Raw genomic sequence first — 18808 nt, 5'->3', positions numbered from 1 at the left:
CCTCACCGTTCTTCGTGGTCGCTGTCGCCGCGTGCGGCGTCTTCGAGTTCGCTCAGCACCTGTTCCTCCACCAGGTCCGCCAGGGCGGCGACGGTGCGGCCCACCAGGACGTCGCGGGGCGTGAGGTGCACGCCGAAGGCGTCGTTGGCGCGGGAGGTGATCAGCAGGGCGCGCAGGGAGTCGCCGCCCAGGGCGAAGAAGTCGTCCTCCGCGCCCACGGTGGTCTCCAGGGCCTCCTCCCACAGGGCGGCGACGGCCTCCTCGGTGGGTGTGCGGGGCGGTACGTACCCGGCGTCCGGCTGCCGCGTCGCCGGGCCGGGGGCGGGCAGCGCGGCCCGGTCGGTCTTGCCGTTCTCCGTCAGCGGGAAGCGGTCCATGACCACGAACGCCGAGGGCACCATCGGGCCGGGCAGGGTGCGGGCGGCCAGCGCCCGCAGGTCGGCGCCGGTGGGCGGTTCGGCGCCGGGGGCGACGAGCACGTGGGCCACCAGGCGCGGCAGCCCCGGTTCGTCCTCCCGCACGCTCACCACGGCGTCCAGGACGGCCGGGTGGCGCACCAGGGTGGCCTCCACCTCGCCGGCCTCGATGCGGTGGCCGCGCAGCTTGAGCTGGTGGTCGGTGCGGCCCAGGTAGTGCAGTTCGCCGCGGGTGTCGCGGCGCACGAGGTCACCGGTGCGGTACATGCGGGCGCCGGGCGGCCCGAACGGGTCGGCGGTGAAGCGGGTCGCGGTCAGGCCGGGGCGGCCCAGGTAGCCGCGGGCCAGGGCCGGTCCGGCGAGCCACAGTTCGCCGGGCACGCCGTCGGGGACGGGGCGCAGGCGATCGTCGAGGACGTAGGCGGCGGTGGCGGGCAGGGCGCGGCCGATGGGCGGTGCGGCGCCGTCCGGTTCCAGCGGATCGGACCAGGTGGCGACGACGGTGGCCTCGGTGGGCCCGTAGGAGTTGACCATGCGGTGGTGCGGTGCCCACCGGGCGACCAGTTCGGCCCGGCAGGCGTCCGCGCCGACGATCAGGGTGTGCAGGTCGGGCAGGGTGCCGGGGGTGTCCGGCGGGAGGGTGGCGAGCGCGGCGGGCGGCAGCAGGGTGTGCGTGATGCGCGCGCCGCGCAGGACGCCGGCCAGTTCGGCGCCGAGCAGCGGGCCCTGCGGGGGTACGACGAGTGCCGCGCCGTGCGGCAGGGACATGCACAGCTCCAGTACCGAGGCGTCGAAGCTGGGCGTGGCGAAGGCCAGCACGCGGTCCCCGGCGCTCACCTGGTAGTGCGCGGCCTCGGCGGCGGCGAACGCGGCCAGTCCCCGGTGGGTGACGACGACCCCCTTGGGGGTGCCGGTGGAGCCGGAGGTGTAGATGACGTACGCCGGGTCGTCGAGGTGCAGCGGGCGGACGCGGTCGGTGTCGGCGGGCCGGTGGCCGGGCGTGCCGCCGGGCGGCGCGGCGAGCAGGCCGGCGACCTCCTCGGCGGTCAGCGTGACGGCGGGCCGCGCGTCGCGCAGCATCAGCGCGACCCGCTCGGCCGGGTAGCCGGGGTCCACCGGGAGGAACGCGGCGCCCGCCTTGGCCACGGCGAGCTGGGCGAGGACCATGTCCGCCGAGCGCGGCAGGACCAGCGCGACGATGTCGCCGGGCCCCGCACCGCGAGCGATCAGCCGGTGGGCGAGCAGGTTGGCCCGGGCCTCCGTCTCGGCGAAGGTGAGGGTCGGCTCCCCCGCGTCCAGGGCGAGTCGGTCGGGCCACCGGTCGACGGCGGCCTCGATCAGGGCGGGCAGCGTCGCCGGGGGCGGTGGCGCCAGGTGCGGGCGGGCGGGTCCGTGCAGCAGCCGGTGGCGTTCGGCGGGCGGCAGCACGTCCACCCCGTGCAGCGGCGTCTCGTCACCGGACGCGGCCAGGTCGGTCAGGGCGTGCATGAGCCGCGCGGCCAGTGCCCCGGCCGTGGTCTCCTCGAAGTACCGCGGGTCGTAGCCGAGTTCCACGCTCAGCTCGTCGCCGGGCGAAATCACCACGGTGAGCGGGTAGTTGGTCGCCTCGCGGGCGTCCAGGCCGCGCAGGCGCACGCCGTGCGCACCGGCGGTGGCGTCGCCGACCGGGTAGTTCTCGAACACCAGCAGGCTGTCGAACAGGGGTGTGCCGGGGGGCAGTTCGCTCCACTGGTGGAGGTCCGTCAGCGGCACGTGGTCGAAGCGCCGGTCCTCGGCGCGGGCGGCCTGCAGCTCCCGCAGCCAGGCGGTGCACGGCGTGGCCTCGTCCACCGTGACCCGCGCGGGCAGGGTGGTGATGAACAGGCCGGTGATGGTGTCCGCGCCCGGCAGGTCGGCGGGCCGGCCGGAGACGGTGGTGCCGAAGCACACCTCCCGCTCGCCGCCGAAGCGCGCCAGCAGCAGCGCCCAGGCGCCCTGCACCAAAGTGTTGAGGGTGAGCCGGTGCCGGCGGGCGAAGTCCGTCAGCCGCGCGGTGCCCGCCGCGTCGAGCCGCTGCGACAGCCAGGTGCCCGACCGGGCGGCGGCGCCCGGGGCGGGCCGGCGGTCGTACGGCAGCGGGGTCGGCGCCGTGTACCCGGCGAGGGCGGACTTCCAGTGCTCCTCGGCGGCCGCGGTGTCCCGGCCGGCCAGCCAGGCGGCGTAGTCCGCGAAGGGCCGCCGCCGCGGCAGCCGCGGCTCGGTCCCTGCGGCGAGCGCGGCGTGCGCCTGAAGGACGTCCGACAGCACGTGGAAGACGCTCCAGCCGTCCAGCAGCACGTGGTGGAAGGTCCACACCACGCGCACCTGGTCCGGGCCGAGCCGGATCAGGGTGACGCGCAGCAGCGGGGGGCGGTGCAGGTCGATGCCGCGGGCGCGGTCCTCGTCGAGCAGCCGCTTCAGCGCGCCCTCCCGCCGCGCCGGGTCGAGGTCGCTCCAGTCGAGCCGGGTGACGGGCAGGGGGACGTGGCGGTGCACGGTCTGCAGCGGCGCCTGCACCCCGGTCAGGGCGACGGCGCTGCGCAGCACGGGCGTGGCGTCCACGACGTGCTGCCAGGCGTCCGCCAGCAGTGCGGGCTCGCGCACGCCGTCGGCGACGAAGGTGATCTGCTCGACGTACAGGCCCTCGCCGGGCTCGTCCATGCCGTGCACGACCATGCCGGTCTGGGTGGGGGTCAGCGGGTAGACGTCCGTCACGTCCTGCCCGTCGCCGACGAGCCGGTCGACGGCGGCCTGGTCCAGTGCGGCCAGCGGGAAGTCGGACGGGGTGCGGCCGCCCGCGCCGGGCTCGGCGCAGTGCCGGACGATGCGGCGCAGTTCCCCGGCCGTCTCCTCGGCGAGGCGGGCGACGGTGTCCCGCCGGTGCGCCGCGCGGGAGTACGACCAGGTGAACTCGAGCCGCTTGTCGGTGACCCGGCCGAGCACGTCGATGAGGTGGGGCCGGTCCGCCGAGCGGTCCATGCCGCCGGTCAGGCCCTCGTGGGGCGCGCGCAGCAGTCCGTCCCCGGTGGCGCTCCAGTCCTGCTGCCCGAGGTAGTTGAAGCCCACCTGCGGCAGGTCGGGCAGTTCGGGTCCCGCCGGGTGCAGGTGCCGCAGCGCGCCGTAGCCCACTCCCCCGCGCGGTACGGCCCGCAGGTTCTCCTTGACGGCCTTGAGCGCGGTGCCGAGGTCCGCGTCGCGGGGCACGTCGAGGCCCACGGGGAACATGGTGGTGAACCAGCCGACGGTGCGGGAGAGGTCGACCCCGTCGAAGAGGTCTTCGCGGCCGTGGCCCTCCAGGGCGACCACCACCCGGTCCTGTCCGGTCCAGCGGGCGAGGACCCGGCCGAGCGCGCACAGCAGGACGTCGTTGACGCGCGTGCGGTAGGCCTCGGGGACCTCCTTCAGCAGGCGCTCGGTCTCCTCGGCGTCGAGGCTCACCGTCACGGTCTCCTCGTCGGCGGCGGTGTTGCCGCCGGGGAGGTCGGTCGGCAGGGCCGTCGGGTGCAGGGCGCTCCAGTGGGTGACCTCGTCGTCGAAGCCGCCGTCGGCGGTGTGCGCGGCCAGGCGCCGGGCCCAGTCGCGGAAGGAGGTGGTCTTCGCGCCCAGGTCGGGGGTCTCGCCGGCGCGCAGCGCCCGGTGGGCGGTGGCGAGGTCTTCGAGGATGACCCGCCAGGACACCGCGTCGACGACCAGGTGGTGGGCGGCCAGCAGCAGGACGGGCGGCCGGTCGCCGTCCCGGTGGCACAGGGCGGCCTTCAGCAGCGGCCCGCGCGCCAGGTCGAACCCCGCGCACAGTCCGGCGGCGACGGCGGCCGGGTCCCCGGGCGCGTGCACCTCCAGGTGCGGCTCGGTGCCGGGCGGTGTGCCGAGCTGCCTCCATCGGCCCTCACCGGCCGGTTCGTAGCGCATGCGCAGCGCGTCGTGCTGCTCCAGCACCGTGGCGAGGGCGGCGCGCAGCAGTGTCTCCTCGGTGTCGGGCGCCACCTCGAAGGAAACCGCCTGCGTGAAGCGGGCCGGATCACCGGTGAGGGTGTCGAACAGCCAGTGCTGCACGGGCGTGAGGGGGACGTCCCCGACGACCGGGCCCTGGTCGGCCACGACGGTGGCGGGACCGGCCGGTGACTCGTCGACCGCAGCGGCGAGTTCGGCGACCGTCTGGTACTGGAACAGGTGCCGGGGTGTGAGGGCCAGTCCGGCCCGGCGGGCCGCGGAGACGATCTGGATGCCGAGGATGGAGTCGCCGCCGAGCGCGAAGTAGTTGTCGGTCGCGCCCACTTCGGGCACGCCCAGCACCTCGGCCCAGATCCCGGCGAGGGCCCGCTCGGTGGCGGTGCTCGGCGGCCGGGTGTCCTGCGGGGTGACGGCAGCGGACCACTCCGGTTCCGGCAGGGCGCGCCGGTCCAGCTTGCCGGTGGCGCCCAGCGGCAGCCGCTCCAGGGGCACCACGGCCGCCGGGACCAGGTGGTCGGGCAGGGTCCCGGCGAGGAACGCCCGCAGTTCGGCCGGCGCCGGGAGGTCGCCGCCGCGCGGCACCGCGTAGCCGACGAGGCGCTTGTGGCCGTCGTGTTCGACGACACGGGCGGCGGCCGCGGCGACCTGCGGGTGCCGGGCCAGCGCGGCCTCCAGCTCGCCGAGTTCGATGCGGAAGCCGCGCACCTTCACCTGGTCGTCGGTGCGGCCCAGGTACAGCAGGTCGCCGTCGGCGGTCCAGCGGACCAGGTCGCCGGTGCGGTACATGCGGCCGCCGGGCGGGCCGAAGGGGTCGGCGAGGAAGCGGCCGGCGGTCAGGCCGGGCCGGTTCAGGTAGCCGCGGGCCACCCCCGTTCCGGCGAGGTACAGCTCACCGGGCGCCCCGACGGGCACCGGCCGCATGCGGGCGTCGAGGACGTAGGCGCGGGCTCCGCCGACGGGCCGGCCGATGGGCGGGACCCGGTCGGGGTCGGCCGGGTCGCAGGTGAAGGCGGTGGCGTAGACGGTGGCCTCGGTGGGGCCGTAGATGTTCATCACGCGGCAGCCGGGGATCGCCGCGCGCACCTGCTGGACGGCGTGGGCGGGCAGGGCCTCGCCGGCCAGGACGACGGTGTCGGCGCCGACGTGCACGGTGTCCTCGGCCAGCAGCCTGCCGAGGGCGGAGGGCACGGCGCTGAGCAGGCCCGCCCGCCAGGGCTCGGGCCGCTCGGCGAGGGCCAGCAGGTCGCGGACGACCTCCACCCGGCCGCCCGCCAGCAGCGGCGAGAAGATCTCGAACACCGACACGTCGAAGTTGAGCGAGGTGGAGGCCACCACGTGGGCGAGCCCGCGGCCGGTGAACTCGGCGGCGGCCCAGTCGGTCAGCGCCACCACCGAGGCGTGCGGGACGACGACGCCCTTGGGCCGGCCGGTGGAGCCGGAGGTGTGGATGACGTAGGCGGGGTGGTCCGGCAGCAGCCGGGCCCGCCGCTCGTCGTCGCCGACGGGCGCGGCGGACGCGGCGGCCAGCCGGGCGGCGCAGGCCGGGTCGTCCAGGGCGATCCGCGCGTACGGGCCGTCCGGCAGCCGCGCGGAGGTCTCCGCGCAGGTGATCACCGCGTCGGGGTGTACGTCCTCGAAGAGGAACGCGATGCGCTCCGCCGGGTATCCGGGGTCGACGGGCAGGTAGGCGGCGCCGCTCTTGAGGACCGCCAGAAGTGCCACGATCAGGTCGGCGGTGCGGGGCAGGGCCAGGGCGACGAACCGCTCGGGTCCGGCCCCGGCCTCGATCAGCAGGCGGGCGAGCCGGTTGGCGCGCTCGTCGAGCTGCCGGTACGTGAGGTGGTCGCCGCCGGCGCTGACGGCGGGCGCGTCGGGGGTGCGGGCGGCCTGGGCCGCGAACGCGTCCGGCAGCGTACGCCGCGGGAGCGGCGCGCCCGGTCCGGCGAGGCGGTCCAGCAGGCGGCGTCCGGCGGCCGGTTCGAGCGGGGCCAGGTCGGCCAGGCTGCGGTCGGCGCCGGCGGCGACCTGCGTCAGGAGGGTGCGCAGGCTCGCGCCGATCCCCTCGACGGTGGCCGCGTCGAAGGCGGCGGGGTCGTAGTCGAGGCTGACGGTGACGTCGTCGCCGGGGGCGACGACCACGCTGAGCGGGTAGCTGGTCGGCTCGACGTCGCGTTCCTGCTCGACGGCGAGTCCGTGCCGGGCCAGGGCGCCCGCGTCGAACGGGTAGTTCTCGAAGACGACGATGCTGTCGAACAGGCCGGTGCCGCCGGGCACCTCGCTCCACGACTGCAACTGGGCGAGGGACACGAAGTCGTGGCGGCGCGACTCCGACTGGGCGGCCTGCAGCTCGCGCAGCCACTCCAGCAGGGGGCGCCGCCGGTCGACGCGCAGCCGGGTGGGCAGGGTGTTGATGAACAGCCCCACCATGGAGGTCACGCCGGGCAGTTCGGCCGGGCGGCCGGACACGGTCGTGCCGAAGACGACGTCGTCGCCGCCGCCGTAGTGGTGCAGCAGCAGCCCCCAGGCGCCCTGGAGCACCGTGTTGACGGTCAGCCCGGCCCGCTGGGCGGTGTCCCTCAGCCGCGCCGACACCTCCGTGCCGAGAGTCACCCGCACCGTGCCCGAGGAGGACGCGCGGTGGGCGTCGGCGGGGCGCCGGTCGCGGGGCAGTTCGGTGGGCACGGCGAATCCGGCGAGGGTGTCGCGCCAGTGCTGTTCCGCCCGGGCGGTGTCCTGGCCGGCCAGCCACTCCAGGTAGCGGGCGAAGGGGGCCCGGCCGGGCACCTGCGGACGGCGGCCGGCGGTCCGGGCCGCGTACCGTTCGCACACCTCGTCGAAGACCTGGGCCGCGCTCCAGCCGTCGAGGAGCACGTGGTGGAACGTCCACACCATGCGCACCCGGTCCGGTGCCAGCCGGATCAGCGCCAGCCGCATCAGCGGGGCCGCGCCGAGGTCGATCCCTGCTTCGCGGTCCGCGTCGAGCAGGGCTTCCGTCTCGCGCGCGCACCGCTCGGCGCTCCACCCGGTCCAGTCGTGGTGGGTGACCGGCACGGCGGCCCGCCGCTGCACCACCTGGAGGGGTTCGGCCGTCTCCTGCCACACCAGGCGGGTGCGCAGGACGGCGTTGGCGTCCGCCGTGTCCTGCCACGCCCCGGCGAGGGCGTGCGGGTCGGTGACGCCGTGCAGGACGACCTGCACCTGGTTGACGTAGGTGCGGCCGCGGGGGTCCATGAGGCTGTGGAACAGCATGCCCGCCTGCATCGGGGTCAGCGGGTACACGTCCTCGACGCCGCGGCCGTCACCCACGACCCGGTCCACGGCCGCCTGGTCGAGCCGGGCCAGCGGGAAGTCCGACGGCGTGCGGCCGCCGGCCTGCGGGGAGGCGCAGTGCGCGACGATCTCCTCCAGGGAGCGCAGCATGCCCTCGGCGAGGGAGGCGACGGTCTCCTCGCGGTGGCGGCCGCCGCTGTAGTGCCAGGTGATCTCCAGCTCGTCGTCCTCGACGCGGGCCACCACGTCCAGCAGGTGCGGACGCGGCGCCCCGGGGTCCTCCGCGCCGTCCAGGCCGCCGGGAACGGCCCGGACCAGCTCGGCGTCGGCGGCGGACCAGTCGAACCGGCCCAGGTAGTTGAAGCTGATGCCGGGCATCGGCGCGGCGGCGAGCCGTTCGTCGTCCGCGAGGTGGCGCAGGGCGCCGTAGCCGATCCCCCGGTCGGGCACCGCCCTCAGCTGTTCCTTCACGGCCTTCAGCGCGGCGCCCCAGTCCCCTTCGGGCAGGTCGAGGGCTACGGGGAAGAGGCTGGTGAACCAGCCGACCGTGCGGGACAGGTCGACGTCGTCGAAGTGCCGGTCCTCACGGCCGTGGCCCTCCAGGCCCACGGCGACGGTGCGGCGGCCGGTCCAGTCGGCCAGGACGCGGCCGAGGGCGGTCAGCAGGACGTCGTCGACGCGGGTGCGGTACACGCCGGGGACCTTGCGCAGGAGCTCCTCGGTGCGCTGCCGGTCGAGACGTACGGTGACGGCGCGCAGGTCGGCGACCGTGTTGCCGCCGTCGAGGTCCACCGGCAGCGGTTCGGCGCAGTGCCGCGAGACGTCGGCCCAGTGGGCGCGCTGCCCGGCGAGGTCCGCCTCGCCGGTGCGGGCGGTGAGCCGCCGCACCCACTCCCGCACGGACGTGGTGCGCTGCGGCAGCCGGACCGGCTCGCCGGCCCGGGCCTGCCGGTAGGCGGTCTCCAGGTCCTCCAGCAGGACGCGCCAGGAGACGCCGTCGACGATCAGGTGATGGGCCGTCAGTAGCAGGCGCGGCGGCCGGCCGCCGCCGGTGAAGAGGCGGGCGGCGATCAGCGGCCCGGTGTCCAGCCGGAAGCCGGTGTGCGCCTCGTGGGAGAGGCGGGTCTCGTCCTGCGCGGCGGCTTGGGCGTCCCGGCCGCCCAGGTCGTGCACCCGCAGCAGTTCCGGAACGTCGGTGTCCGTGGCGGTGTACGACTGGTGCCAGGTGCCGTCCGCTGCGCGGGTGAAGCGGGCGCGCAGGGCGTCGTGGTGGGTCCACAGCGCGGCCAGGGCGGCGCGCAGCGCGCCGGGGTCGGCGTCCTCGGGCGTCTGGACGACCACCGACTGGTTGAAGTACTCCGGACGCGGGAGCCCGGCGTCGAGGAACCAGTGCTGGATCGGCGTGAGAGCGACCTCCCCCGACACCGGCCCGGTGCCCGCCACGGTCGCGGCGGCCCCGGTCGACGCGGCGGCCAGGTCGGCGAGCACGGGGTGGCGGAACAGGTCCCTCGGGGTGAGCGCCAGCCCGGCGGTGCGGGCGCGGGAGACGACCTGGATGCTGACGATCGAGTCGCCGCCCAGCATGAAGAAGTGGTCGTCGAGGCCCACCCGTTCCACGCCCAGCAGTTCGGTCCAGATGCCGGCGAGCACCCGTTCGGCCTCGGTGCGCGGCGCGCGGTGGGCGGTGTCGGCCGCGGCCGACCACTCGGGTTCGGGCAGCCGGCGCCGGTCGACCTTGCCGTTCGTGGTCAGGGGCAGCTCGGGCAGGGTGACGAAGGCGGCCGGGACCATGTAGTCGGGCAGTTCCGCGGCGACGTGGTCACGCAGCCCGGCCGCCTGCGGCACGTCCGCCCCGGGGGCCGGCACCAGGTGTGCGATCAGGCGTTTGCGTCCCTCGTGCCGGGACACCGACACCACCGCCTCGGCGATCGCCGGGTGGGCGGTGAGCCGAGCCTCGATCTCGGCGGGCTCGACGCGGAAACCGCGGATCTTGATCTGGTCGTCGGCGCGTCCCACGAAGTGCAGTTCGCCGTCGGCGCTCCAGCGCACGATGTCCCCGGTGCGGTACATCCGTCCGCCGGGCGGCCCGTAGGGGTCGGCCAGGTAGCGGGCGGCGGTGGCGCCGGGGCGTCCGGCGTACCCACGCGCCAGTCCGGCGCCGGCGAGGTACAGCTCTCCCGGCACTCCGGGTGGTTGCGGCTGGAGCGCGCCGTCAAGGACGTAGACGCGGGTGTCGTCGAGGGGGCGGCCGATGGGGAGTGTCGCGGGCAGCGCGTCACCGGCGCGGAAGGGCCGGCGGGTGGCGAAGGTGGTGGTCTCCGTCGGGCCGTACACGTCGACGACGGTGAGGCCGGGGCAGGCGTCCAGCACGCGCCGTACGGCGGCGCCGGGCACGGCCTCGCCGCCGGTCCACACCTCCCGGGCGCCGCGCAGGCAGGCGGGGTCCTCCTGGGCGAACAGGCGGAACAGGCCGATCGTCAGGAACAGGCAGCTCACTCCCTGTTCCGTGATCACGTGGCGGACGGCGGCGGCGTCCAGGTCGCCCGGCGGGGCGAGGACGGCCGTGCCGCCGCGCAGCAGCGGCACCCACAGCTCATAGGTGGAGGCGTCGAAGGCGTGCGGCGAGTGCACGAGGACGCGGTCGTGGCCGGCGAACGCCCGGTCCAGGGCGAGCGCGGCGACGTCCCGCTGCCGTACGGCCACGCCCTTGGGTGCACCGGTGGAGCCGGAGGTGAACATGAGGTACTGGACGTTGTCCGGGTGCACGCGCGGCACCGTGGCGGGGTCGGCGGCCGGGCCGTCGGTGTCCGAGTCCGGGCGCAGGACGCGTCCTTCGGGGAGGAGACCGGCGGCCGTGGTGTGCCACTCGGCGTCCGTGAGCAGCAGTGCGGCACCGGCCTCGGCGAGCATGGTGCGCAGCCGTTCCCGGGGGGCGCGGCCGTCGAGCGGGACGTACACGCCGCCGAGGCGGGCGAGGGCGAGCTGGGTGACCACGAGGGCGACCGAGCGGTCCATCAGCACGCCGACGGCGACCTCCGGACGCACCCCGAGCGCGGCCAGCCGGCCGGCCAGGTGCGTCGCCCGGGCGTCGAGGTCGCGGTACGTCAGCCGCTCGGCGCCGGCCAGCAGTGCGACGGCGTCGGGGGTGCGTTCCACCTGCGCGGTGAAGAGGTCGGCAGTGGTCGCGGCGGGGGCACCGGTGGCCGTCTCGTTCCACGTGTGCAGCACCTGCTCGCGGCGGGCGGGCGTCAGCAGGGACAGGCGTGCGGGGGTCTGCCGCGGGGTGGCGGCGAAGCCCTCCAGCAGGACGGTGAGGTACTCGGCCGTCCGCTCGACGGTGGCGGCGTCGAAGAGGTCCGGGTCGTAGCCGAGGCGCAGGGCGAGTTCCGTGCCCGGGTAGGCGACCAGGCTGAGCGGGTAGTTGGTGGTCTCGATCCCGTCCAGACCGGTGAGCCGGAGGCCGTGCGCGGCGGCGAGGCCGTCGTCGACCGGGTAGTTCTCGAACACGACGATGCTGTCGAACAGGGCGGCCCGTTCGGGCAGTTCGGTGTAGGCCGTCATGCGGTGCAGCGGCACGTGGTCGTGGCGCCGGTCCTCGCTCTGCTCCTGCTGGAGCCGGGCCAGCCAGGTGAGCAGCGGTTCGTCGCGCGGCACGGTCACGCGGGTGGGCAGGGTGGCGATGAACAGGCCGGTGATGGCGTCGGCCCCGGGCAGCTCGGGCGGCCGGCCGGAGACGGTGGTGCCGAAGACCACCTCGTCGCGGCCCGCCTGACGACCCAGCAGCATCGCCCAGGCGCCCTGGACGAGGGTGCTCATCGTGAGGCCCGCCGTCCTGGCCACGTCCTGCAGCGCCTTCGTGGCGGCCTCGGACAGGGCGACGCGGACCGCCGCCGTCGACTCGGCGCGGTGGCTCTCGCGGGGCTCGCGGTCGAAGGGCAGCGCTGTGGTCTCGGCCAGGCCGTTCAGGCGGGTCCGCCAGTGCCGTTCGCCCTCGGCCGCGTCGGCGCGTTCCCGCAGCCAGGCGACGTAGTCACGGAACGGGCGGCGCTCGGGCAACGGCGGCACCTGCGTGCCGCCGGACGCGCCCGCGTGGCAGGTGAACACGTCGGAGAGGACCTGGAACAGGCTCCAGCCGTCCAGGATCAGGTGGTCGAAGGACCACACGACACGCACCGCGCGGTCGGAGACCCGGGCCAGCACCAGCCGCTGGAGCGGGGCGCGGGTCAGGTCGACGCCCCGGGCGCGGTCGCTGTCGAGCAGGTCGCGCAGCCGCTCGTCCTGCTCGGCGGCGGTCAGGCCGCGCCAGTCGGGCAGTTCCACCGGCACGGCTGCCCGGCGCTGCACCACGAGCAGCGGCTCGGGCACGTCCTGCCACACCACCCGCGCACGCAGCACCGGGGTGCGGTCCGTGACCTCCTGCCAGGCGTCCGCCAGCACCTGCGGATCGGGCACGCCGTCCAGGACGAACGTCAGCTGCTGGAAGTACACCCCGCGGTCGTCCTGGGAGAGCCGGTGGAAGAGCATGCCGGCCTGAGTGGGCGTGAGGGGGTGGACGTCCTCGACGCCGGCGGGGTCCTCCCCCGTGATGCGGTCGACGTGGCTCTGGTCGAGCCGGGCCAGCGGGAAGTCCGAGGGGGTGCGTCCGGCGGCGCCGGGGCGGGCCGCGTACCGGGCGAGACCGGCCAGCGCGTCGGCGTAGCGTTCCGCGAGGCCGGCGACGGTCTCCGGCCGGTGCAACCGGTCGGAGTAGAACCAGGTGAACTCGAGGCTGTCGCCGTCCAGCCGTCCCACGACCTCCAGGGGGTGCGGCCGCGTCGACGCGGGATCGGCGTCCAGCTCCAGCGGGCGGACGAGCCCTCGGTACAGGCCCTCGGAGGTGTCGGACAGGCCGAACCGGCCGAGGTAGTTGAAGCTGATCTGCGCGCTGGTCGCGGGCAGGGGTGCGCCGCCCCGGCCCGGCAGGGTCAGGGAGCCGTGGCCGATGCCGTGCCGGGGCACGGCGCGCAGGTGTTCCTTGACCTGCTTGAGCACGCTGTCCCAGCCCGCCTCGGACGGCACGGCCAGGGCGACGGGGTGGCGGGTGGTGAACCAGCCGACGGTGCGGCTGGTGTCGACGTCGCCGAACAGGTCCTCGCGGCCGTGTCCTTCGACGTCGACCAGGACGCGTTCGTGCCCGCTCCAGCCGCACAGCACCCGGCCGAGGGCGGCGAGCAGGACGTCGTTGGCCCGGGTGCGGTACGTCTCGGGCAGGGTCCGCAGCAGCAGGTCGGTGTCCTCGGGGCCGATCCGCACCGTCACCGAGCGCTGGGAGGCGTAGGTGTCGGTGCCGTCCCGGTCGGCGGGCAGGGCCGTCCGGGCGCCTTCGGTCTCCCGGATCCAGTACGCCTTCTCCGCGTCGAAGCCTCCGGCGGAGGTGTGCGCGGCCAGGCGTTCGGCCCACTGCCGCAGCGGGGAGGACTTGCCGGGCAGCGCGGCGGCGCCGTCCCGGCCCTCGCGGCGGGCGTCGTAGGCGCGTTCCAGGTCTTCGAGGAGCAGGCGCCAGGAGACGCCGTCCACGACGAGGTGGTGGACGGACAGGTGCAGCACGGGGGGCCGTCCGTGGCCCCGGTCGTGCAGGACGGCCCGCAGCAGCGGACCGTGGGCCAGGTCGTACGGCCCGAGGTGCGGGGTGTCGGTGTCCGGGCCGGTGTGGCGGATGAGGCGGCAGCGCGCGGCCGGGCCGTCGATCAGCCACCGTACGCCCGTGCCGTCGGCGAGGAAGCGGGAGCGCAGCGCGTCGTGGTGGGAGACCACGTCGTCGAGGGCGGCCTGGAGCGCGCTCTCCTGGACGTCGGCGGGCAGTTCCAGCGAGAGCGTCTGGGCGAAGTGCCCGGCCCGTTCGGCGGCGCTGTCGAAGAGCCAGTGCTGGATGGGCGTCAGCGGCGCGGCCCCGGTGGCCTCGACGGGGGCGGACGGGACGGCTCTGCGCCGGCTGCCCGTCTCGTCGGCGCGGCGGGCCAGGGCGGCGAGCGTCTGGTGCTGGTAGACGTCCCGTGAGGTGATCGACAGGCCCGCCTGCCGGGCCTGCGCCACGACCTGGATGCCGAGGATGGAGTCGCCGCCCAGCGCGAAGAAGTTGTCGTCCGCTCCGACCCGCTCCACGTGCAGGACGCCGGCCCAGATGGCGGCGAGCGTGCGTTCGGTGGGGGTGCGGGGCGCGACGTGGCGGGTGGCGTGGGCGGCGGGCGCCGGATCGGGGAGCCGGCCGCGGTCCAGTTTGCCGTTGGGGTTGAGCGGCAGGGCGGGCAGCACCACGACGGCCGAGGGGACCATGTAGTCGGGCAGGGTGCGCCCGAGTTCGCGGCGTACGGTCTCGGGCTCCACCTCGGCGCCGGGAGCGGGGACGACGTAGCCGGCCAGGCGGCGGTGGCCGTCACCGTCGCGGACGGTGGCGGCCGCCTCGGCGACGCCCGCACAAGCGCGCAGGGCCTCCTCCACCTCGCCCAGTTCGATGCGGAAGCCACGCACCTTGACCTGCTGGTCGATGCGGCCGAGGTACTCGAGCCGGCCGTCGGCGCTCCAGCGCACCAGGTCGCCCGTGCGGTACATGCGGTCCCCGGGCGCGCCGAACGGGTCGGCGACGAAGCGGGCGGCGGTCAGGCCGGGGCGGTGCAGGTAACCGCGTGCGAGTCCGCCGCCGCCCAGGTACAGCTCGCCGGTGACGCCCGGCGGCTGGGGGCGCAGCAGGCGGTCCAGTACGTAGGCGCGGGTGCGGGCGACGGGACGGCCGATGGGAGGGGCCTGCTCGGGGACGGTGCCGCCGGCGAACCAGGCGGTGGCGTAGACGGTGGCCTCGGTGGGGCCGTAGATGTTCGCCACCTCGGCCGCGGGCATGGCGTCCTTGATGTCCCGGACGGTCCGGGCGGGCAGGGCCTCGCCGGCCAGGACGACGGTGTCCGCCTGCAGGGTGCCGTCGCCGCCGAGCACCCGGGACAGCGCGGACGGTACGCCGCTGAGCAGCCCGGCCCGGCGCGGGCCGGAGCCGGCGGTGGGGGCGGGGAGGTCGGCGAGGGCGGTGAGGTCGGCGACCACTTCGACGCTGCCGCCGGCCAGCAGGGGGCACAGCAGCTCGAAGACGGACACGTCGAAGTTGAGGGAGGTCGAGGCGATGACGTGGGAGAACCCGCGCGCACCGAACGTGTCTCCGGCCCAGGCGGCCAGCGCGGCCACGCTGCGGTGGGGGACGACCACGCCCTTCGGCCGCCCGGTGGAGCCGGAGGTGTAGATGACGTAGGCGGGGTGGGAAGGGTGGAGCGGTGCCGTCCGGTCGGCGTCGCCCAGATCGGCGGCGTCGGCGTCGGTCGGGGCCGGGGTGTCACCGTCGGTCGGGATGGGGCCGTCGGCGTCGAAGGGCGCGATGTCCTCCAGGAGCAGCGGCGCGCAGTCCCCGGGGAGCGCGTGCGCCGTTTCCCGGGTGGCGAGGACGAGGGCGGGGGCCGCGTCGGCGAGCATGAAGCGGATGCGCTCGGCCGGGTAGGCGGGGTCCACGGGCAGGTACCCGGCGCCCGACTTCAGCACGGCCCACAGCACCGGCAGCAGGTCGGCGGTGCGCGGCAGGCACAGTGCCACCAGGGTCTCCGGTCCGGCGCCCCGCGCCGCGAGCAGCCGGGCGAGACGGTTGGCACGCCGGTTCAGCCCGGCGTAGTCCAGCCGGGTATCGCCGCAGGTCACCGCCGTGCGGTCGGGAGTTCGGGCCACCTGCTCCTCGAAGAGCGCGGGCAGCGTGGCGCCGCCGGCCGGGTCGGCGGCCGACGCGGGCGGGTTCCAGGAGTCGAGGAGCATGCGCCGCTCGTCGTCGGACAGCAGCGGGAGTTCGGCCAGCGTCCGGTGCGGGCCGTCCGCCATGCCTTCGAGCAGATGCCGCAGTTGCCGGGCCATCCGGGCCACGGTCGCCGTCTCGAACAGGTCGGTGTTGTACTCGACCGTCAGCTCCTGGCCGCCGTCGGCGCGCGGTGCGAACTCCAGCACGAGGTCGAAGCGGGCGGCCGGGCGGGGCAGCGGATGGTCCTCGATGCGGACCCCGGCGGCGACCGGCGGCCGGGCGGGCGCCGCCTGCTGGACCACGAGCGCCTGCACCAGCGGGGTGCGGCTGGGGTCTCTGGGCGGGGCCAGTTCCTCGACCACCCGGTCGAAGGGCACGCCGTCGTGGGCGAAGGCGTCCAGCACGGTCGCGCGCATGGTCTGCACGAACCGGTCCACCGTGGCGGTGTCGTCGACCTCGCCGCGCAGTACGACCGTGTTGGCGAAGAAGCCCGTCACATCCTCCAGTTCGCGGCGGTCGCGCCCGTTGGTGACGGTGCCGAACACTACGTCCCGCTGGCCGGAGTAGCGGGCGAACAGCACGGCCGCCGCCGCGGCGAGCACCGTGAAGACGGTGGTGTCCCGGCCCGCGGCCAGCTGCCGCAGCCGGTCCACGAGGTGGCGCGGCAGGTCCTGGCGGTGTGCCGCGCCCGCGGTGGTGCGCACCGCGGGACGCGGCCGGTCGGTGGGCAGGTCGAGTTGCTGGAGACCGGCGAGGTGACGTCTCCAGTAGGCGAGGTCGTCCGCGTGGGCGCCGGCGGTGTGCCGCTCGCGCTCCCACAGGGCGAAGTCGGGGTACTGCACGTCCTGCCGGGGCAGGCCGTCGGGTTCGCCTGCGGCCTCGGCGCGGTAGAGCGCCGCGAGATCCCGGGTGAGGACGCCGACCGACCAGCCGTCGGTGACGATGTGGTGCTGCGCCAGCAGCAGTACGTGGTCCTCGGGTCCCCGGCGGACGAGCAGCGCCCGCGTCAGGGGCCCGGTCGTCAGGTCGTGGGGCCGGCACAGTTCCTCGGTCAGCAGGCGCTCGACGGCCTGGTCCCGCCGGTCCTCGGGAACGTGCCCGGCGTCGGCGGTGCGCAGCGGCAGGTCCGGCTCGGGGGCGACGAGTTGGACACCCTGTCCGTCGACGGTGGCGAAGGTGGTGCGCAGGGAGTCGTGGCGGGCCGCGAGCCGGTACAGGACCCGTTGCAGGGCGGACGTGTCGAGGGGGCCGCACAGCCGCAGGGCCACGCCGGTGTTGTACTCGGTGCCGCCGTCGGCGAGGTCGTCGAGGAACCACAGGCGCCGCTGCGCGCCGGACAGCGGGACGGGCTGCGCCCGCGGGGCGGAGGGGATCGGCTCCGGCGGGGCGGTGGCGGACGGCCCGGCGGTCAGCGGTGCGAGCGCGGCGACGGTCCGCGCGGTGAACACGTCGCGCAGGGAGAGCCGCACGCCGAGGGCCTCCCGGACGCGGGTCAGCGTGCGGGCCGCGAGGATCGAGTCGCCGCCGAGGTCGAAGAAGTCGTCGCTCACGCCGACGGTTCCGACGCCGAGGACGTCGGCCCAGATCGCGGCCAGGGTGCGTTCCTCGTCGGTGCGCGGTTCGACGTGCTGCTCGGCGGCCACGCCACCGGGGGCGGGCAGCGCCCGCAGGTCGATCTTGTGCTGCGGGGTGAGGGGCAGCGCGTCCAGCACGACGACGGCCGAGGGCACCATGTGGGCCGGCAGGGCGGCGGTGAGAGCGGCCCGCAGCCGCGCCGGCTCGGGCCTGCGCGCGGGGTCGGCGGGGGTGACGTAGCCGATGAGGCGGCCGCGGGCGGGTTCCTCGTCGCGGACCACGACGACGGCCTCGCGCACCTCCGGGTCGCGGATCAGTGCTGCTTCGATCTCGCCGGGCTCGATGCGGAAGCCGCGGACCTTGACCTGCCGGTCCACCCGGCCGAGGAACTCCAGCTCGCCGTCGGCGCGTCGGCGTACCCGGTCGCCGGTGCGGTAGAGCCGGGCACCGGGCGGCCCGGAGGGGTGGGGGACGAACCGCGCCGCGGTCAGACCGGGGCGGCCCAGGTAGCCGCGGGCCAGGCCGTCGCCGCCCACGAACAGCTCGCCCTCGCTGCCGGCGGGCACCGGGCGCAGCGCCGCGTCCAGGACGTGGGCCTCGGTGCCGGGCAGCGGGCCGCCGATGGTGGGTGTCCCGGTGCCGGCGGCCAGTGGTCCGGTCCAGGTGGCGACGATGGTGGCCTCGGTCGGCCCGTAGGAGTTGATCATGCGACGGCCGGGTGCCCACCGGTCGACGAGCGTGGCCGGGCACGCCTCGGCGCCGACGATCAGGGTGCGCAGCGAGGGCAGGCCGCCGATGTCCGCCGGGTCGGGCAGCGTGGCGAGGGCGGCCGGCGGTATGAGGGCATGGCTGATGCGGTGTTCGTCCAGGACGGCTGCCAGTTCGTCGCCGAGCCAGGGTCCGTGCGGCGGGACCACCAGCAGGGCGCCGGACAGCACCGAGATGAACAGCTCCAGCACGGAGGCGTCGAAGCTGGGCGAGGAGAACTGCAGCACCCGGTCGCCGGGACCGACGGCGTAGCGTTCGGCGGCCGCGGCGGAGAAACCGGCGATGCCGCGGTGGGTGACGGTGACGCCCTTGGGAGTACCGGTGGAGCCCGAGGTGAAGATGACGTAGGCCGCGTGGTCGGGGAGCGTCCGGCGCGCGGGGAGGACCTCGTGCCGGTACTCCCCGCCGCCGTCGTCTTCGTCGTCCAGCAGTGCACGGACCCCGTCGGGGTCGTCCAGGACGACGGCGGGCGCGGCGTCGGCGAGCATCAGCGCCCGCCGCTCGGCCGGGTAGCCGGGGTCCACGGGGAGGAAGGCGGCACCGGTGAGAGCCACGGCCAGCTCTGCGGCGATCAGTTCCATGGAGCGGGGCAGGACCAGCGCCACCGTCCGCTCCGGCCCGGCGCCGCGCGCGGCGAGGTGGGCGGCGAGCCGCCCGGCCCGCCGGGCGAGCTCTCCGTACGACCAGGTGCGCCGGCCGTCGGTGACCGCCGGGGCGTCCGGGTCGCGCGTCACCCGTCCGGTGAACAGCTCACCGAGCGGCACGTGCCGGGCGACGTCGCCGGCGGGGGCCGGGGGGACGGTGCCGGCCGCCGCGGGGGCGGGCGGGGCGGGGCGCTGGGCGTGCAGGTCCGTCATCGGGGTGCAGTCCTTCGGGCGGGGGCGGCGCGCGGACACGCCACGCCGTTCGGGCGGCCCGTGGGCACACCGGAGCGGAGCGGGGTCCTCGCGTACGGAGCGGGTGCGGGGCGCGGCCGGGCCGTGCCGGCGCCGCGCGGTCGAACGGCGCC

At 76.0% G+C, this 18808-nt stretch carries 1 protein-coding gene; it reads right to left on the bottom strand.

Going from position 1 to position 18808, the window contains the following annotated elements; translation table 11 throughout:
• Window positions 1-2 precede the first annotated feature (2 nt).
• Entirely contained in the window at window positions 3-18656 is an 18654-nt protein-coding gene (locus Q5694_RS27085) for a non-ribosomal peptide synthetase (protein ID WP_333936001.1), read from the bottom strand.
• Between the last annotated feature and the right edge of the window lie 152 nt (window positions 18657-18808).

The sequence above is a fragment of the Streptomyces sp. AHA2 genome (assembly GCF_036857595.1).
Lineage (GTDB): Bacteria > Actinomycetota > Actinomycetes > Streptomycetales > Streptomycetaceae > Streptomyces.
This window is presented reverse-complemented; position numbering and strand designations above follow the sequence as displayed.